The sequence below is a fragment of the Colwellia sp. SU-HH01217 genome (genome assembly GCF_057543495.1).
On sequence record NZ_BAAJLX010000004.1, the window covers coordinates 48,181 to 66,866 of the forward strand.

Genomic DNA, 18,686 nt, shown 5'->3' on the forward strand with positions numbered 1-18,686 from the left:
AGTCGTTATTGGATTATGTGTTGCCATACGAAAATTCGAAACAACGTTAACAAAAAGGGGATAATGGCGTAGTTCGAATAAACATTCGACCGACTAAAAAAGTCGAACCTTCCATTTATATTGGGGTAGAGAGGGTAATTGAAATTAATTTACTAATTTTGATAATTTATGAATGTAATTTTCTATATTGAGAAGGTGTCATCAAAAGGTGCTTTTTAAAGGCGGTATTGAACGATGATTTTGAATTAAACCCAACTTCGTACAAGATTTCTAATACCGTTTTTGGCTGTTGCTCATTTGCGATTAGCATTTCGGCAGCTAAATTTATTCGATACAAGTTTATGAAATCAAAAAAGTGTTGTCCTATTATTCTGTTGATTGTGATTGAAAGTTCACTGCTAGGTATATTAATTTGCTCTGCTAAAGTCTCTACGCTCAAAGAGGGATCTAAAAAAGGTTTATTCTGCTGCATGTAGCCCCTTAATCGCGTAACAATCGCTTGGTATTTTTCAGTTTCGATAATACTAGTTTTACCAGCAGTTGAGTGTTCTTGCCTTGCAGTTAGTTCATCCATCACTTCTATGGTGGAGCTGACTCCAGTAAATAGTTCGGGCTTGTGCAACGCTTGCCACAATATCCAACAAATACTCAATAACATCGAAATAATCATGATTAGTTGTACTAACCTTTCATATTCATAATTATGATAGATGGAGAACCTAAAAAACGCTCTTCCTAAGCCTATGATATAGATCAGAGTAAACAGAGATATTAGTTGGGTTAGCCAGCGCTTGTTTAATCTATCTGCATCAGAGTAATTCTCAACAACAACTTTTCGATATCTTATTATGTCCTTAAAAATGGCTAAAAGGTACAAGCCAAGTTGTACAGAAGTCATGAAATGAATAAAGGTTAATTCAGGAACATCAGTGAAGTTGTCATACCAAAGCTGTTTTGAGGCATCATCGACACTGAAAAAATTGGGTATCATCACGAGACAGGCAATGACGAAAGGAATAGCGTGAAGCAAGTGTTTAATTTTTAACTTGAAATCACTATAAATAGCTGCTTTAACATATAGGTATAAAGTGGGTCCGAGAAATAGTGAAATGTTATACCTGAGCATATCTAAATCGGGGTAAGCTTGGTAAAAGCCGTTAAAAATAATGTTACTCAGATCAATAACAGCAACCAGTAAATAAGCCGCAAATAGCTTATGACTTAAGCGCTTACCAGTACTGAGACTACAAAGAAAGGTGGCCACTAATAAATGAGTAAAAAAGACCACTAAAACAACATTCTCAAACATTAATACTACACTTTCAACCACTTAATTCTTTCCTGTTTAAAATGCTATCGGTGATTTTGATAGAGAAATTATCAACTGTTGCGGTGTCATGAATCATAACAACGTTGAGGTTATTTTACTTTTCACAAGTTCGTCTATTTTTTCATACTGATTAAAGTTAGCGGAAAAACTATTCTAACTAAGCAGCCATTATACAGTTTGGTAGCTGGCATATAAAGCGAGTAAGCTATTCTAATTTCATTCAAGCACCAACTCGTTTATCGTTCGAAATAACCAAAACCTATCGATATTAATGTAATGATTACTCTGCTGGAGGAGCTTCGATTCGTGAAACAAAAGCTTACGCCAGCACAAAGTTAGCATTAACTGTTTGATGATGAATGACCGCTGTGGTGACTTTCTTGACTATCAAGAGGAAGGTAGTTCAATGTTTCTTGAACACTAAAATAACTCAAGAATCTATTGATGCTAACTTCCGTTTTCGTATCAAAGCAATCATTAAAACCTCATACTAAATAATAAAATCACAAATTATAAGTAATCATCTAGGCATAAAAAAACCGAACATATTGTTCGGTTTTTTATCGACTTAATGTTTAATACAACACAAGATTAAGGCATCATCTCTTCTTGATCTGCACCTTCTTTTTCAATCACTTCTGGCATTAAATCTTCTTTTGAAATACCTAAAGCTAATGCGACTAAGCTGGCAACATAAATTGAAGAGTACGTACCAACAAACACACCAAAGAGTAACGCTGTAGCAAAACCGTGAATAAGCTCACCGCCTCTAAAGAACAACGCCGCTAATACCAGTAAAGTGGTAATTGAAGTAATAAAGGTACGACTTAATGTTTGCGATAAAGAAATATTAATGATTTCTTCTGGCGAACCATCTCGTATTTTTCTAAAGTTTTCTCTTATCCGGTCTGAAACAACAATGGTATCGTTAAGCGAGTAACCAATTACCGCTAGTATTGCCGCTAATACGGTTAAATCGAACTCTAAGCCCAATATGGCAAACAAACCAAGGGTTAATAATACATCATGAAATAACGCAACTACCGAGCCTACCGCAAAGCGCCATTCAAAACGAAAAGCAACATAGAATAAAATACAGATAAGCGCCGTTAGCATCGCTAAACCACCTTGCTCTGTTAATTCGTCACCAACACTTGCACCAACAAATTCAATACGGCGCATATCAATATTTTGGCCAGTACCTTTTTGTAGCAATTCTAGTATTTCATTACCTAGCATTTCAACTTTAACGTCTTCACGTAAAGCTAAACGTATAACGACATCGCGACTACTACCATAAAGTTGTACTACAGCGTCAGGATAACCGTTACTGTCCATTATTTGACGTAATTGCTTTAAGTCTGCCGCTTGGTCAAAACCTACTTCAATTAAAGTTCCGCCTGTAAAGTCTAGACCAAAGTTGAGTTTATCCGTTGCTAATGAAAACACGGAAATTATCATTAATATTGCACTAAATATCATCGCAATTTTGCGATATTTCATAAAGGCAACAGTTTCTTTTAATTGTAAAATTTGCATAATTATTTCAACTTATCCCTTTACTAAATTGAGAGCTTTTTGAGGCTTTTTCCACCCCAAATCATATTAACTACAGCTCGTGTACCTACTACAGAAGTGAACATTGAGGTTAAAATACCAATCGACAATGTTACTGCAAACCCTTTAATCGGGCCTGTTCCAATTGCAAACAAGATAACTGCCGCAATTAATGTAGTGATGTTGGCATCAATAATGGTTGAAAACGCAGCTTCGTAACCTTGATGAATCGATTGTTGAATCGACTTACCCTCACGCATTTCTTCGCGAATACGCTCAAATATGAGTACGTTTGCATCTACCGCCATACCAACCGTTAACACAATACCTGCCATCCCCGGTAAGGTTAAAGTAGCACCTGGGATTAACGACATTACACCGACAATTAGCACTAAGTTAGCACCCAATGCTAAGTTAGCTACCACACCAAATGCGCGATAATAAACCATCATAAAAATAAAGACTAAGCCAAAGCCCATAAGAATTGCTTGAAAGCCTAATTGCACGTTTTCAGCCCCTAATGTTGGACCTACTGTGCGCTCTTCTACAATTTGAATAGGCGCGATTAATGCACCGGCGCGAAGTAGCAATGCTAGATTATGCGCTTCTGCTGGACTACCTGCCCCTGTAATTCGAAAGCTTTTTCCTAAGCGCGCTTGGATGGTCGCAACACTGATCACTTCTTGATGCTTTTCAAAAATCAAATTGCCATCAGCATCTTTTTTATCCGTCGCTTTATATTCAATAAATACTGTTGCCATTGGGTTACCAATATTATTTTTGGTACCGTTAGACATTTTATTACCACCGCCTGAGTCTAATGAAATATTAACTTGCGGGCGAGAGTATTCATCAAAGCCAGATTTTGCATCGGTAATATGATCACCTGTTAGCATAATGCGTTTTTTCAATAATACCGGACGACCATTACGTTCATACAGTAAAATTGAACTTGCTGGTACACGCCCTTTTACCGCTTGGTCGATATCACCGGTTTGATCAACTAATCTAAATTCGATAGTGGCCGTCGCGTTTAAAATCTCTTTTGCTTTTGCCGTATCTTGCACACCCGGTAATTCAATAATTATGTGCTTTTTACCTTGGCGTTGAACTAATGGCTCTGCAACACCTAACTCATTTACACGGTTACGAATAATGGTAATGTTTTGTTGAAGGGCATAGTCACGAATTTCTTTGATTTTAATGTCTGACATAGACACTTTAAGTGTAAGCGTGTCTTCGTTGTCAAGCCAAACCATGTTTTGATAGCTTTTCTCAAGTAACGAAGAACCTGCATTAAGGTCTTCTACATTACGGAACTGAACAATAACATTATCGCCTTCTTGCTTAACGCTGCGGTAACGAATTTTTTCACTACGTAAATCAGTTCTAAAGTCACCCACCATTGCATCAACCGCTTTATTGATTGCTGCTTGCATGTTCACTTCCATTAAGAAGCTAACACCGCCGGATAAATCTAAACCTAACTTCATTGGCGTTCCGCCAAGCGCTGCTAACCAAGCTGGTGTTGCGGGCGTTAAGTTTAGTGCTACTGAATATCTATCACCTAAGCTTTCATCAAGTAAATCGCGTGCTTTTAGCTGCTCTTCAGTATCGTTAAAACGCACTAACACTTGGCCGTTTTCTAGGACGACACTGCGAGACGTAATTTTTTGTTCTGATAATTGAGTGCGGATATTGTCAACAGTGGCAAGGTCAACTTCAACGCCTCTAAGGCCTGAAACTTGAACAGCGGGATCTTCACCATAAATGTTAGGTAAAGCATAGAGTGCACCAAGGGCGACAATAAACATCACCATCAGTGTTTTCCATAATGGATATTTATTTAACACAAGTTATCCTTATAAATTTTATTTCTTAAACGTTATATCAATAGCTAAAACCTAGCATTTCTTTAACGCTAAGTACGACACCAATTTAGGCAGCAACGTTTATCTATTACTACTTAAATTAGCAATACAAATAATAACTACAAAGACTTCATGGTGCCTTTTGGCAATACTGCATTAATAGCCGCTTTTTGAAGTACAACTTCTGTACCTTCGGCTACACTGATGACGATAAAATCTTTTTCATCAGAAACTTTAACGATTTTACCTACAATACCGCCTTGAGTTAACACTTCATCACCTTTTGAAAGTGCTGACATTAAGCCTTTATGCTCTTTTACACGTTTAGCTTGTGGGCGGTAAATCATAAAATAAAATACCACACCAAAAACAGCTAACATAATCAACATTTCCATACCACCACCTGCTGGTGCTGGTGCGGCTGCGGCGTGTGCTGTATTAATAAATAAACTCATAATATCCTCATATTTTTCTTTTTAATAATAAATAAACTCTTGTACAAGGTGATGTTTTTCACCCACCTTTACTTCACTTTTTTCACTTCAATTCGGGTACAGGTAATCCACGTAATGCGTAGAATTCTTCAACAAAGTCGTCTAATTTACCTTGCTCGATTGCATCACGCAAACCTTGCATCACTTTTTGATAAAAATGTAAGTTATGCAGGGTATTTAACTGTGAGCCTAGTATTTCTTTACACTTGTCTAAATGATGCAAATACGCGCGTGAATAATTTTTACAGGTATAACAGTCACAAGTGTCATCCAATGGTCCGGTATCTGTTTTATGTGCAGCGTTTCTTATTTTGATTACGCCGTTATTAACAAATAAATGACCATTGCGAGCATTTCGTGTTGGCATAACACAGTCAAACATGTCGATACCACGACGAACACCTTCAACTAAATCTTCAGGTTTACCAACTCCCATAAGATATCGGGGTTTATTTTCAGGGATCAAGGGGGTGGTGTGATCTAAAATTCTGATCATATCTTCTTTAGGCTCACCGACCGATAAACCACCAATAGCGTAACCATCAAACTCAATGTCTTTTAAACCATTAATAGAGATTTCTCGTAAATCTTCATGCATACCGCCTTGGACAATACCAAATAACGCAGAAGGATTATCACCATGTGCATCTTTAGAGCGTTGCGCCCAACGAAGCGATAGCTCCATCGATTTTTTTGCTACATCATGGCTAGCAGGATACGGCGTACATTCATCAAAAATCATCACGACATCAGAGCCAAGACTACGTTGTACTTCCATTGAGCGCTCTGGTGTTAGCATAATTTTTTCACCGTTTACAGGTGAACTAAAACGAACACCTTCTTCGGTAATTTTACGCATTTTACCTAAGCTAAATACTTGAAAACCACCCGAGTCGGTAAGAATAGGCTTGTGCCAATTCATAAAGCCGTGCAACCCGCCATGTTGTTCAATAATTTCAGTGCCAGGTCGTAACATTAAGTGAAAGGTATTTCCTAATATAATGTGTGCACCTATCGCCTCAACTTCGTCGGTTTTCATGCCTTTTACCGTACCGTAAGTACCTACAGGCATAAATGCAGGGGTTTCAACAACGCCGCGATCAAAAGTTAATTTACCTCGTCGCGCTTTACCGTCAGTAGTCATTAATTCATACTGCATTTTATTCTTTTCTTCACTTGCTTTAGAAGCACTCATAGCTTTCTCCTTGCCCACTAGCGAAACAGGCTAGCGGCATTATTTACGAATTTTTTTACGAATTGATCACACAGTTTTTCTGGTTAAAAACATTGCATCGCCGTAACTGAAAAATCGATACTTTTCAGCCACTGCATGTTGATAAGCAGCAATAATATTGTCATAGCCTGAAAATGCACTCACTAGCATTAATAATGTTGATTCAGATAAATGAAAATTAGTGACAAGCGCATCAATAAGTTGAAATTGATAGCCAGGAGTTATAAAAATATCGGTATCACCATAAAATGGTGCTAACTCACTGCCATTTTCTTGCGCTTTTTTCGCTGCACTTTCTAATGATCGAACAGACGTTGTTCCTACCGCAATTACGCGACAACCTTTTGCTTTTGTTGCTGTTATTTGTTTAATAACTTCTGCTGGCACTTCAGCGTATTCAGCATGCATAACGTGATCTGCTATTTCATCCACTTTAACGGGTTGAAACGTTCCTGCACCGACATGCAAGGTAACAAAGGCAAAGTTAACCCCTTTCGCTTTTAATGTGGCTAACATGGCTTCATCAAAATGTAAGCCTGCCGTTGGTGCAGCAACAGCACCAGGTTTTTCATTGTAGACCGTTTGATAACGCTCACGATCGCTGTCTTCGTCAGGGCGATCAATATAAGGCGGTAGTGGCATATGACCAATATTATCAAGAACTTCAAGTACCGACTGTTCGCCATGAATGTTAAGTTCAAATAACGCACCATGACGCGCTACCATAGTCGCTTTTACTTTGCCTTCTAGTAGTATTTCACTACCAATTTTAGGGGATTTGCTCGCACGTATATGAGCCAATACGCTTTTTTCGTCGATTAAGCGCTCAACCAAGACTTCTACTTTTCCGCCTGTGGCTTTTTGGCCAAACATTCTTGCAGGGATCACACGGGTATTATTGAAGACTAATAAGTCGCCCGGCTGAATTTGTTCGATCAAATTTAAAAAATTAGTATCTACACATTCACCAGTATTACCATCTAACGTAAGTAAGCGACTCGCACTGCGATCGGCTTTTGGGTAGCGAGCAATAAGCTCTTCAGGTAAATCAAAGGAAAAATCTGCAACACGCATGGCTTTCATAATGGTAAATAGTCGATAAAAAAACGCGTTATTTTAGTGCTGCGCCCTTTTAATAGCAAGTTAAAACGCGATTTACAGGCGCTAAACATGATAAGAGTAAAATTAATTGTGTTTATAATCAAAATTCAACAAAGTTTATCGCCCAAAAATATTTTTTTAACGTATGCTCAACAGAGATGCTCAGTAATAACGAATTAGGAAACACTATGATGAACCTTGCCTTTGCGATAGCTAAAACTGTGCTTAACGGCTTTGACCGCCATATATATTTATTTAGTGAAATTACTCAATCAGCGCAACAACGCTTTGAAAAATGTCAATGGGCAGAAGTGCAATTAGCAGCAAAATCTCGCAACGACTTTTATGATCTTCGAGTGGCTGAAACTCTTGATACCATTAAACAAGACTTCCGAATAGATGAACTTAATGGTGAACTATGGCAAGCAGTAAAAGTTTCTTACGTGAAGTTGCTAGAAAAACATTTTCAACCTGAATTAGCCGAAAGTTTTTACAATTCAGTTTTTTGTCATCTTTTTGAACGAGAGTATTACCATAACGCCTATATTTTTGTGAAGAGCAGCTGCCGATTATCTCAACGAAAGCCCCCTGAAATTTTTACCCGTTATTTACCTTCAGAAAAAGGGCTTTATCAGACCATTGCCGATATATTAAACCGCAATGAACTTAAAGTTCCTTATGAAAACCTGAAGCGAGATATCAATACCCTTATTCGTGCTTTTAGAAAGCAAGCACATAAAACTCGCTACCAGTTAGAAGATCTGCAGTTTGAAATGCTCAATTTTGTTTTTTATCGAAATAAAGGCGCTTATATTATTGGTAAAGTCATATCTCCAGCAGGAGAAACGCCTTTTATTGTCGCGGTATTAAATAATGAAAAAGGCGGTCTTTATATTGATGCTTTACTTACCGAAGGTGAGTCGATGGCAGTTGTGTTTGGCTTTGCTCGTGCTTATTTCTTTGTAGATTGTCAGCATCCTCATGCACTGGTTGATTTTCTAAAAGGCTTAGTGCCGCATAAAACTCGTGCGGATTTATATTCAGCTATCGGTTTTCATAAACAGGGGAAAACCCAATTTTATCGTGATTTTTTGAACCATTTAGCATCGAGCGACGACCAGTTTGTGTTAGCCGCAGGTATCAAAGGCATGGTGATGTCAGTATTTACTTTGCCCTCTTATCCTTATGTTTTTAAAATTATTAAAGATAAGTTTTCACCCAGTAAAAACATGACCAAACAAGATGTTAAAGGAAAATACCGCTTAGTTAAGTTGCACGATCGCGTTGGGCGAATGGCGGATACCATGGAGTATTCTGAAGTCGCATTTCCCAAAGATAGGTTTTCTGATGAACTACTTGAAGAACTCAACAAAGTCGCTAGCTCTATTATTCGCTACGAAGGTGATTTAATTATTATTGCCCACTTGTATATTGAACGTCGAATGGTGCCATTAAACCTGTTCCTTGCCGATGCGACAGATGACGAACTTGATATGGCAATTTACGGTTATGGTGAAGCGATTAAGCAGTTAATTGCTGCTAATATTTTTCCCGGAGATATGTTATTGAAAAACTTTGGTGTTACGCGCCATGGTAGAGTAATTTTCTATGACTATGACGAAATTACTTATATGGACGAAGTTAATTTTAGAGTTAAACCCACGCCGATGACAGAAGAACAAATTTATGCGGCTGAGCCATGGTACTCTGTTGCCCCTGGCGATATGTTTCCAGAAGAACTAGCAACCTTTGCATTAGCTAACCCTAAATACAGAGCCGCCTTTATGAAACACCATCCGGAATTACTTGAGGCATCTTTTTGGCAACATTGTCAAAAAAATGTGGCAAATGGTATTGTCGAAGACGTATTCCCCTACCCTGACCATTTAAGGTTTTGTAATTTGCATGACGAAAAACTTTAATACCGACATCTAAATACTGACAAAACACTAGGATTTGCTGAATATTCAAGCAATCAAAAAATATTTAGCAAATTCCACTTTACCTTTTAACTTCCTTGAGTATAATGCTTCACCTGTTGCAGGGGTGTAGTTCCAATTGGTAGAACAGCGGTCTCCAAAACCGACGGTTGGGAGTTCGAATCTCTCCACCCCTGCCATTTTCTCTTCTATTGTACGTCAATATCACGCCTATTTTCTTATTTCTCTTGAGTTGCTATTTAATTCTGTCATCATATTGCCAGTAGTATCATCCGTATTATTAAGTGACAATTTTCAATATCAACTTTAATTCTGGCCCTTTGTTATGACAGTAAGTAAACGACAGTTTGATGTGCTTAATGCAATGGAAATTCCATTATGGGTGTCAAAAAAGTTCTCTACAAAGCATGCAGCTCAAACAACAAGTGATTTAGCATCGTCAGCGCCTGAGTTTAAGGCGCAATCACTTAATAAAAATCAAGAACAAACAGAACAACACCATCAAGCCCCTACTGACACCATAGCCAAGGTTGAATTATCAGCGCTCACTAGCCAACCATTATTTAGCGATATTTTAATGACATTTGGCGTACCAATTTCGGCCATTACAGTAGAAAATAATACAGTTAACCTAGGTTTGTTTCGTTGGCAATTTTGCCTTACAGGCAAACTAGATTTTACTGACAACCTTTTAATTACGCCCAGCATCACACAGTTAGAAAAGTCATCCACTTTAAAACGCCAATTATGGCAATTAATTATAGATAAGTCATTGATATGTCATTAACATTTCATCAAATCACCTTAGCAGATGTTGCCAAGTTAATGCCGATTGAAAGTGCTTGTCACTCTCACCCTTGGAATGAAAAAACTTTTAAAAGCTGTATTGGCAGTCGCTATTTCGGGCAATTTTCAACCCTTAATGCCCCCTCAAAAAATGCTGATATTATAGGGTTTTATATTGGTGAACATGTGGCTGGCGAAGGTACATTAATGGATATTTGTGTTCCTCCTGAACATCAAGGAAAAGGTTACGGTAAAGCACTATTATTATCATTTTTCCAGCAATGCGAACAACTGCTACTAACGAAAGTACATTTAGAGGTTCGTGCTAAAAATATTAGTGCACAAATGCTTTATATCAATCAGGGATTTATTGAAGTTGGCAGAAGAAGTGGCTATTACCCAAGTGCAACAGGCTTTGGTTATGAAGACGCTATTGTAATGACAAAAACCTTGTAATACTAACCTCACGAACTATGTGATCATACCTACTGTTTCAACGAACCAACCACTGCGTTAGTTGTTCAATAATTATGCGATAACAATTTATTGCACTTTACTACACAATCGCCCTACTTTATTAGCCTGTAACTTTCTATTCTATCATTTATTATTTTATTACTGACTCAAAGTGAGTAGTGTATGTTTACTCAAATATCACCACAAAGCGATACCGCATTGTCTAATGATCAAGTTGCTAATATGCTTTTAAAGCAAGCGCTCGATCAACTAAGTAAGTTAACTCAGTTAAATAACAGCGACTGTTTATCATTATTAGAGCAGCAATTAGCAGGTGAGTCGCCTCAAAGAAAGTTGAAATCAGCACAAAAACAGTTAATAGATCACCAAGAAAGTGACTATATTATTTCCTTGTTTAACTGATAAAACAAAATGTCAGAGCAAAGTAGTTCATTGCGCTATAACTATAAAATTTTAGCTTAATGTTGCACGTCGTACTTCAACTTCGCCTGTTGCCGGATAATAGCGCATTTGCCAGTTTTCTTGGCCTTTAGCTGTATTGTCAGCAATGTAATTATAGTAACAATAGGTTGATGCTAAGGTAGCATCTGGACTTGAATACCAGTAAATAATATCATTTGTGCCACCAAAAGATGAATCGGCATGAACAGCCAGTTGAAACTCATTGTCGGCTAGTAAGCCTTGCCAAATTTGACGGCAATAATCCCCTGTTAGTTTATTTCCATCATCACTTACCAAAGTACTTTCCCCTAAAGGAAACCCTGTTGAGGTTGAATCAATATTACCTTGACCAAAGCAGGCTAAATCAAATACTACAACATCTTCACCAGAGGCTAACCAGCAGCTATGGTAAAGCGAGACACCGCTTTTAAATGAAGCAAAAAGGGTTTTAGCTACCGCATCGTGCGCATCTTGACTTACATTAATAAATCTAGGGAGTGCAGTGGCGGCTAAAATGCCTAAAATAACAATAACAACAACCAGTTCAATGAGGGTAAAACCTTTATTTTTCATTTAAGCACCTGCAAACCTAATTTAAATATTCAATATACAACTTAATTGTAATTCGATTAGCTTCTTTAAACAAGTTGGAAGTAAAAGCCTTTAATGCTCTCGCCTCAACCTCCAAACAGCTACCTTGTTTGAATGCTTAGCCTTTAAATTAATTATCTAATCCCCTTAGACTTGAACATGACACCCATAATTGCCTGCATTAAACGCATTTTTTCTGTGCAATTGTGCTTTCTACCATTACTTTTATTTCAGATTTTAGCTATAATGTCGCGCTTTAATTTTTATTTCTTCGGCTTACTTTTTATAAAAGCGCCAACAACCCATTTTTAACAGGTAATATGCATGTCTGTACAGCAGCAGGAAGTTGATCTTCGTAGAACTTTCGCCATTATCTCGCATCCCGATGCGGGTAAAACTACTATCACTGAAAAAGTGTTACTTTTTGGTCAAGCTTTACAAAAAGCGGGTACAGTAAAAGGTAAAAAATCGGGTCAACATGCGAAGTCTGATTGGATGGAGATGGAAAAAGATCGTGGTATTTCTATTACCACTTCCGTAATGCAATTTCCTTATAATGATTGTTTAGTGAATCTACTCGATACTCCAGGACATGAAGACTTCTCTGAGGATACTTACCGTACGTTAACAGCAGTAGATTCTTGCTTAATGGTAATTGATGTTGCCAAAGGTGTTGAAGCACGTACTGTTAAACTAATGGAAGTAACTCGTTTGCGCGATACGCCCATTATTACCTTCATGAACAAAATGGACCGTGATGTGCGTGACCCCATTGAAGTTATGGATGAAGTTGAAGAAGTCTTGAATATTAATTGCGCGCCAATTACTTGGCCAATAGGTATGGGTAAAGAGTTTAAAGGTGTTTATAACTTACTCACCGATGAAGTTTATTTATATCAGTCAGGTTTGGGTCATACCATTCAAGAAAAAAGAGTGATTAAAGGCTTAAACAATCCAGAGTTCGATGCCGCTATAGGACCTTTTGCTCAAGACTTTAGAGACGAAATGGAACTTGTTGAAGGTGCATCGCATGAATTTGATTTAGACGCTTTTTTAGCCGGTGAGTTAACACCTGTATTCTTTGGTACAGCCTTAGGTAACTTTGGTGTAGACCACATGTTAGATGGGTTAACCCAATGGGCACCTAAACCGCTACCTCGAGCAACTGATCTTCGCGAAGTTACAGCAACAGAAGATAAGTTTTCAGGTTTTGTTTTTAAGATTCAAGCAAACATGGATCCAAAGCATCGAGATCGAATTGCCTTTATGCGTATTTGTTCAGGCAAGTATGAAAAAGGCATGAAAATGCGTCAAGTACGTACCAATAAAGACGTAAAAATTGCTGACGCTGTGACTTTTATGGCTGGCGACAGAGCACATGTAGAAGAAGCATTTGCAGGTGACATTATTGGTTTACATAATCATGGCAGCATACAAATAGGTGATACTTTTACTGGCGGAGAAATGATGAAGTTTAGTGGTATACCGAACTTCGCTCCAGAAATGTTCCGCCGTATTCGTTTGCGCGACCCATTGAAAGCCAAGCAATTACAAAAAGGTCTTATTCAATTATCTGAAGAAGGTGCTGTACAAGTGTTTAGGCCGTTAATTAATAACGACATGATCGTTGGCGCCGTTGGTGTTCTTCAATTTGAAGTAGTAGTACAACGTTTAAAATCTGAATACAAAGTAGATGCTTTATATGAGCCCATTAGTGTCGCGACTGCGCGCTGGTGTACATGTGATGACGAGCGTACCTTAGAGCAGTTTAGAAAGAAAGCCGGCGATAACTTAGCATTAGATGGTGGTGACAACTTAACTTATATTGCACCAACAATGGTGAATTTATCGTTAGCGCAAGAAAGGCATCCAGAAATTGTTTTCCACGCAACGCGTGAACACTAAACTTTGGTGTCGTATATAACGTTCTAGCGGCGTTGCTTAATAGTTTTTATGCAGTCACTTAGTCAACTAAGCTCTCTTATAAAAATATTAAGCGCCTTGCTATAACGCTATCTTTTTGCAAAATATGCTATAGATACAACATATTTGATGCCCCTTATCAAAGGCATCAAAAACAAAATAAATGACTCACTGTGAGTTACTCTATTTTTACAGTGAGTGAGTTCAAGGCTGATTAAATGCGTGCGTTGATAAATATCAATCGGTACGCTGATGTCGGTATTGAGCTAAATAACAATGAAAGAGTCTATTAATGAATATTAAACAAATTTTAAGTGAAAAAGTAAGCGCTGCTATGACAGCAGCGGGTTTACCTGAAGGTACAAACCCAGCATTAAGCCTTTCAAGTCGCCCAGAGTTTGGTGACTACCAAGCCAATGGTGTAATGGGCGCGGCTAAAAAACTTAAAACAAATCCTCGCGCGCTTGCAACTGAAGTAGTTGAAAAGCTTAACCTCGACGGTATTGCCAGTAAAATTGAACTTGCAGGCCCTGGATTTATTAATATTCATTTAGAAGAAAAATGGTTAAGCGAGCAACTGAATCATATCGCTACAGATGCCCATATTGGAGTTAATCAACGTACGAAGCCGCAAACGGTTGTGGTTGATTATTCAGCGCCAAACCTTGCTAAAGAAATGCACGTAGGACATTTACGCTCGACCATTATTGGTGATGCAGTGGTACGCGCGCTTGAATTTAGAGGCGATAAAGTTATCCGTCAAAATCATATGGGTGACTGGGGTACGCAGTTTGGTATGTTAATCGCTCATTTAAGCGATAAGTTAGCCAGTAATGAAGTTGCAGAAACAGCCCTTAGTGATTTAGAAAATTTTTACCGAGAAGCGAAAATTCGCTTTGATGAAGAAGAAGGTTTTGCCGATCGCGCACGTGAAGATGTAGTGAAGCTACAAAGCGGCGACGCAGAATGCGCAAAGTTGTGGCAGCAGTTTATCGATATCTCCATTACTCACAGTGAAGAAATTTACCAAAAGCTGAATGTATCACTTAGCCGAACTGACATCATGGGCGAAAGTGCCTACAACGATGACTTGTCCGAAGTTATTGATGAATTAATGGCAAAAGAAATTGCAGTAGAAGATCAAGGCGCTAAAGTGGTCTTTATTGATGAAATGGCTAATAAAGATGGTGAACCATCAGTCTTCATCGTGCAAAAATCAGGAGGAGGTTATTTATATGCCACAACCGATTTATCTGCTTGTCGCTACCGCAGCGGTAAACTTAAAGCGGATCGCATCATTATATTTACCGATGCTCGCCAGTCTCTTCACTTTAAACAGGTCGAAGTAGTGGCGCGCAAAGCAGGCTTTTTACCTGAACATGTAGGTTACCAACATTGTCCATTTGGCATGATGATGGGCGAAGATGGTAAGCCATTTAAAACCCGTACTGGCGGCACGATAAAACTGGCTGAGTTATTAGATGAAGCTGTCTCTCGTGCAGCAGAAGTTATTAGTGAAAAAAATCCAGATTATAGTGAAGAAAAGTTAGCCGATATTGCCAGTAAAGTTGGTATTGGCGCTGTTAAGTTTGCTGATTTATCGAAAAACCGAACTAGTGATTACATTTTTAATTGGAAAACAATGTTAAGCTTTGAAGGTGCAACAGCCCCTTACCTACAGTACGCTTACTCTCGTATCCAATCTATATTTAATAAAGCTGATGTAAACTTATCGCAAGCGCCTCAAGCTATCAATATAGTAGCGCCACAAGAGAAAGCCTTAGCATTAAAATTATTGCAATTAGAAGATGTGATTGATGCGGTTATTAGCGAATGTACCCCTAACTTGTTATGTAATTACTTGTATGAATTAGCCAGTTTATACATGAGTTTTTATGAAGCATGTCCTATCCTTAAAGAAGGCATTGAGCCTGATGTTAAACAATCACGCTTAGCTTTATGTCAGATAATTTCGGCAACATTAAAACAAGGTTTAGATATTCTAGGCATTGAAGTAATGGATCGCATGTAAAAAGAAGAATATGGTAAGTAATACTTCATAATGTTATGAGTATTACTTACCTTTGTTATCTTTTTAGCTGTTTTTATACTGGGTGACTCAACCGATGAAATTTACTGATAGTCATTGCCACTTAGATTTCGATGAGTTTTCTCAACAGCGTAACACGTTAATCAATCAATGCGCCGATAATAATATTCACCAAATTATTGTGCCAAGCATCCATCCAAAAAACTGGGATAAGGTATTAACCCTTGCTGATACCATATATCCCAATTCGTTATCGCCTAACCTTGTTTGCAACATATACCCTTGCCTTGGTATTCATCCGTGGTTTTTAGAGGGATTAAATCAACAAGACTTAACTGCGTTATCAGCTATTGTCGAGTGCAACAAAGATAAGATTATCGCTATTGGTGAAGCGGGAATTGATGGCGGTATCATCAAACAAGCGAATAATTTAGCACAGCAAATTGAGTTTTTTCGTCACCAATTACAACTTGCCAAACAGCACAAGTTACCGATAATTGTGCATCACAGACAATCTCATCAACATATAATCCCCTTAATCAAACAAGCAAACCTTAGCGCAGGCGGTGTAATCCACGCATTTTCAGGCAGTTACCAGCAAGCAAAAGAGTATGTTGATTTAGGCTTTAAATTAGGAATTGGTGGCACTATCACCTACCCGAGAGCGCGTAAAACAATCAATGCCATAAAGCGCTTGCCTGTTTCATGTTTAGTGTTAGAAACAGATGCTCCGTCTATGCCATTATTTGGCCAACAAGGTAAGGAAAATTCGCCGTTAGCCCTGCTTGATGTATTTAATGCATTAACAGAAATACGTGATGAAACCCCAGAAGCTCTAGCGACCCAATTAGAAGAAAATATTGACCAGTTATTTTTTAGCAATGATCACTGAATAAACATAGCTAAACAGGGTTATACCAACCTCAATAATTATGTTTCACTTTTGGGCGGCCGATAACCTTGCCTGCTAAATCGATTTAACCCGCGAGTTAAGAAGAAGCCAACAAAGCCTGCCATAATCAGCATAAGTCTAAATAAGCGTTGTCGTTCATTACTTGCCGTCGTTAATGCCTCGCTAAGTTGCGATTTTTCAATGGTGATCCGTAAGTAACCTAATAGTTGATCCGTTCTAATTTCTTGAACAAAAGGCACATATTTAGCACTGTTATTGCGTTTATTCAAAGAGATACCATAAAGATCGTTAACTGAATCTAGCGAATAGTTTTCACTGGTAGACGAATACAACACACGACCAGTGGTATCATATAAATGAACAGATTGAACATAATCCATCGTTGATAAATCATCAATAATCTCTTCAATGAGCTCGTTTTGTTGTTCGAGCATTAATCGTTGCAAACTCACCCCAGCTTGACTGAGATATTGCGTGCTTATTTCTTGAAAATAGTCGTCAATTAATTCGTTATCTTTCGTGCCATTCGCGATCCATAAATTCATCAGCACTATAATAAACATAATAGCTATAGCTAATTGCATTATTTTATTATAAATAGATGATGTTTTAGGGTATAAAGATGGTTCAGGTTGTTGCATAAATACCTTTATAACCAAACCCCTTGCAATTTAGGTTCGAGTAAGTGGTTTGAATAGAGAATGTCGCTAACACAATATTTACACTATAAATTATTTTCAATGTTCGATGAAGTAAATTGTCGAATTATATAGATCAATTTTCAATAGTCATTAACTTAAGTATTTAACATAGAATAGAGGCTTACCTTGTCAATTTCAGTAAAAATTTTATCGATACCAGAAACCACTAGTGGCGTACTTTCCCAATATATATCGACCAATCAAGATAACAGCCAGTTACCAAGTTTCTGCCAATTATCTGCTTCTGAAATTGTAATTGATTTAGCAATAGCATTACAAAGCACACACATAAAATCTATCTCTGAATCAACCATAGCTGACGAAGCGCTACCTCAAACAAACTCAAATACCGAATTATCTGATTTAGAATTAGTTGTCTTTAGTGATATTGATTATAAGTTATTAATCGCAATGCTCAGTCAATGCCAATTAACTATTAACGCTTTAAATGCGATTAACCACAGAAACAATCAAATTAGTTATCGCTTTAATGTGTCAACTTCGTCGTTGAGTCAGTCACGTGAATTACTAGCCCAATTTTTATTAAAAAATACTATTGAAGCAGCATTATTAAGCAAGGCTCCTCAACTTTCGATTCCCGGTCTTTTAGTCATGGATATGGACTCAACAACAATTGAAATTGAATGTATTGATGAAATTGCCATTTTAGCTGGTGTAGGTGAACAAGTTGCAGCGGTTACTGAACAAGCGATGCAAGGAGAGCTAGACTTTTCTGAAAGTTTACATCAACGTGTATTAACCCTTAAGGGATCATCAGCACAAATATTGGCAGATGTTGCTCAAAACATTCCCTTAATGCCAGGGCTTAAAACGCTTATTCAGCATCTAAAAGAACACAATTGGCGTATAGCCATCGCCTCGGGTGGTTTTACTTATTTCGCTGAACACTTAGAAAATATGCTCGGCTTAGATGCGAGCTTCGCTAACCAGCTTGAAATACAAGATGGCAAATTAACCGGTAAAGTATTAGGTGATGTAGTAGATGCGCAAGCAAAAGCAGACTCGCTTAATATTTTAAGTGAACGTTATAACATTTCAGCCAATCAAACTGTTGCTATGGGCGATGGCGCAAACGATTTAGTGATGATGGCCAGTGCTTACTTAGGGGTTGCCTTTCATGCTAAACCAATTGTATTGGCTCAAGCCGACAGTAGTATTAATCATCAAGGCTTAGACTGTTTATTGCATTGGTTGAAATAACGTTATTATGCAACTGTAATGCACGATTAAAGCAAACCAGAGAGTTAACTCTGATT

The 18,686-nt window shown here is 37.9% G+C and carries 16 protein-coding genes and 1 tRNA gene; 9 read left to right on the plus strand and 8 right to left on the minus strand.

Annotated features, from left to right (window positions below):
- Window positions 1-166: 166 nt before the first annotated feature.
- The 6 genes from AC27G3_RS06890 to queA form a co-directional block, all read right to left on the minus strand.
- Complete coding sequence (locus tag AC27G3_RS06890) at window positions 167-1,330, minus strand: helix-turn-helix domain-containing protein (protein WP_487120058.1); 1,164 nt, start codon at window positions 1,328-1,330, stop codon at window positions 167-169.
- A 591-nt stretch (window positions 1,331-1,921) separates the two neighbouring features.
- The gene (gene secF / locus AC27G3_RS06895) at window positions 1,922-2,869 is read right to left on the minus strand and encodes a protein translocase subunit SecF (RefSeq protein ID WP_487120060.1); all 948 of its coding nucleotides are present in this window, start codon (window positions 2,867-2,869) and stop codon (window positions 1,922-1,924) included.
- 23 nt (window positions 2,870-2,892) lie between these two features.
- Window positions 2,893-4,740 (minus strand): protein translocase subunit SecD, encoded by a 1,848-nt coding sequence (gene secD, locus AC27G3_RS06900; protein ID WP_487120062.1) that lies wholly within the window; start codon window positions 4,738-4,740, stop codon window positions 2,893-2,895.
- 137 nt (window positions 4,741-4,877) lie between these two features.
- Entirely contained in the window at window positions 4,878-5,213 is a 336-nt protein-coding gene (gene yajC / locus AC27G3_RS06905; RefSeq protein WP_487120064.1) for a preprotein translocase subunit YajC, read from the minus strand.
- A gap of 82 nt (window positions 5,214-5,295) precedes the next feature.
- Entirely contained in the window at window positions 5,296-6,411 is a 1,116-nt protein-coding gene (tgt, locus tag AC27G3_RS06910) for a tRNA guanosine(34) transglycosylase Tgt (protein WP_487120408.1), read from the minus strand.
- 102 nt (window positions 6,412-6,513) lie between these two features.
- Window positions 6,514-7,560, minus strand: coding sequence for a tRNA preQ1(34) S-adenosylmethionine ribosyltransferase-isomerase QueA (gene queA / locus AC27G3_RS06915; protein WP_487120410.1), 1,047 nt, complete (start codon window positions 7,558-7,560; stop codon window positions 6,514-6,516).
- Window positions 7,561-7,775: 215 nt separating this feature from the next.
- Between queA and aceK the strand changes: the two genes are divergently transcribed.
- The 5 genes from aceK (at window position 7,776) to AC27G3_RS06940 (ending at window position 11,192) form a co-directional block, all read left to right on the plus strand.
- Window positions 7,776-9,509 carry a bifunctional isocitrate dehydrogenase kinase/phosphatase gene (gene aceK, locus AC27G3_RS06920; protein ID WP_487120066.1) on the plus strand — a complete coding sequence of 578 codons (1,734 nt, stop codon included), beginning with the start codon at window positions 7,776-7,778 and terminating at the stop codon, window positions 9,507-9,509.
- A 120-nt stretch (window positions 9,510-9,629) separates the two neighbouring features.
- Window positions 9,630-9,706 (plus strand) — tRNA-Trp (locus tag AC27G3_RS06925).
- Window positions 9,707-9,852: 146 nt separating this feature from the next.
- The gene (locus AC27G3_RS06930; RefSeq protein WP_487120068.1) at window positions 9,853-10,314 is read left to right on the plus strand and encodes a hypothetical protein; all 462 of its coding nucleotides are present in this window, start codon (window positions 9,853-9,855) and stop codon (window positions 10,312-10,314) included.
- Window positions 10,305-10,769 carry a ribosomal protein S18-alanine N-acetyltransferase gene (rimI, locus tag AC27G3_RS06935; RefSeq protein WP_487120070.1) on the plus strand — a complete coding sequence of 155 codons (465 nt, stop codon included), beginning with the start codon at window positions 10,305-10,307 and terminating at the stop codon, window positions 10,767-10,769. Before AC27G3_RS06930 ends, rimI begins: the two co-directional genes overlap by 10 nt.
- Before the next feature lie 183 nt (window positions 10,770-10,952).
- Window positions 10,953-11,192, plus strand: coding sequence for a hypothetical protein (locus AC27G3_RS06940; RefSeq protein ID WP_487120072.1), 240 nt, complete (start codon window positions 10,953-10,955; stop codon window positions 11,190-11,192).
- A 51-nt stretch (window positions 11,193-11,243) separates the two neighbouring features.
- On the opposite strand, the gene AC27G3_RS06945 is transcribed toward AC27G3_RS06940, so the two are convergent.
- A complete protein-coding gene (locus AC27G3_RS06945) occupies window positions 11,244-11,804 on the minus strand; it encodes a type II secretion system protein (protein WP_487120074.1) in 561 nt (186 codons plus the stop codon).
- 342 nt (window positions 11,805-12,146) lie between these two features.
- Between AC27G3_RS06945 and prfC the strand changes: the two genes are divergently transcribed.
- From prfC to AC27G3_RS06960, 3 genes are all read left to right on the plus strand, one after another.
- A complete protein-coding gene (prfC, locus tag AC27G3_RS06950) occupies window positions 12,147-13,727 on the plus strand; it encodes a peptide chain release factor 3 (protein ID WP_487120076.1) in 1,581 nt (526 codons plus the stop codon).
- 310 nt (window positions 13,728-14,037) lie between these two features.
- Window positions 14,038-15,777, plus strand: a complete 1,740-nt coding sequence (argS, locus tag AC27G3_RS06955) for an arginine--tRNA ligase (RefSeq protein WP_487120077.1) — start codon at window positions 14,038-14,040, stop codon at window positions 15,775-15,777.
- A gap of 94 nt (window positions 15,778-15,871) precedes the next feature.
- A complete protein-coding gene (locus AC27G3_RS06960) occupies window positions 15,872-16,687 on the plus strand; it encodes a TatD family hydrolase (protein ID WP_487120079.1) in 816 nt (271 codons plus the stop codon).
- A 38-nt stretch (window positions 16,688-16,725) separates the two neighbouring features.
- Here AC27G3_RS06960 and AC27G3_RS06965 read toward each other — a convergent pair whose 3' ends face one another.
- Window positions 16,726-17,349, minus strand: a complete 624-nt coding sequence (locus AC27G3_RS06965; protein ID WP_487120081.1) for an AhpA/YtjB family protein — start codon at window positions 17,347-17,349, stop codon at window positions 16,726-16,728.
- Between the two features lie 186 nt (window positions 17,350-17,535).
- On the opposite strand from AC27G3_RS06965, the gene serB reads away from it, so the two are divergent.
- The gene (gene serB, locus AC27G3_RS06970) at window positions 17,536-18,630 is read left to right on the plus strand and encodes a phosphoserine phosphatase SerB (protein ID WP_487120083.1); all 1,095 of its coding nucleotides are present in this window, start codon (window positions 17,536-17,538) and stop codon (window positions 18,628-18,630) included.
- Window positions 18,631-18,686 lie beyond the last annotated feature (56 nt).

Excerpts from the sequence above, each read along its gene's own strand:
- secF (WP_487120060.1), bottom strand. The coding sequence starts at position 2,869 with ATGCAAATTTTACAATTAAAAGAAACTGTTGCCTTTATGAAATATCGC.
- yajC (WP_487120064.1), bottom strand. The coding sequence starts at position 5,213 with ATGAGTTTATTTATTAATACAGCACACGCCGCAGCCGCACCAGCACCA.
- tgt (WP_487120408.1), bottom strand. The coding sequence starts at position 6,411 with ATGCAGTATGAATTAATGACTACTGACGGTAAAGCGCGACGAGGTAAA.
- queA (WP_487120410.1), bottom strand. The coding sequence starts at position 7,560 with ATGCGTGTTGCAGATTTTTCCTTTGATTTACCTGAAGAGCTTATTGCT.
- aceK (WP_487120066.1), top strand. The coding sequence starts at position 7,776 with ATGATGAACCTTGCCTTTGCGATAGCTAAAACTGTGCTTAACGGCTTT.
- AC27G3_RS06930 (WP_487120068.1), top strand. The coding sequence starts at position 9,853 with ATGACAGTAAGTAAACGACAGTTTGATGTGCTTAATGCAATGGAAATT.
- rimI (WP_487120070.1), top strand. The coding sequence starts at position 10,305 with ATGTCATTAACATTTCATCAAATCACCTTAGCAGATGTTGCCAAGTTA.
- AC27G3_RS06940 (WP_487120072.1), top strand. The coding sequence starts at position 10,953 with ATGTTTACTCAAATATCACCACAAAGCGATACCGCATTGTCTAATGAT.
- AC27G3_RS06945 (WP_487120074.1), bottom strand. The coding sequence starts at position 11,804 with ATGAAAAATAAAGGTTTTACCCTCATTGAACTGGTTGTTGTTATTGTT.
- prfC (WP_487120076.1), top strand. The coding sequence starts at position 12,147 with ATGTCTGTACAGCAGCAGGAAGTTGATCTTCGTAGAACTTTCGCCATT.
- argS (WP_487120077.1), top strand. The coding sequence starts at position 14,038 with ATGAATATTAAACAAATTTTAAGTGAAAAAGTAAGCGCTGCTATGACA.
- AC27G3_RS06960 (WP_487120079.1), top strand. The coding sequence starts at position 15,872 with ATGAAATTTACTGATAGTCATTGCCACTTAGATTTCGATGAGTTTTCT.
- AC27G3_RS06965 (WP_487120081.1), bottom strand. The coding sequence starts at position 17,349 with ATGCAACAACCTGAACCATCTTTATACCCTAAAACATCATCTATTTAT.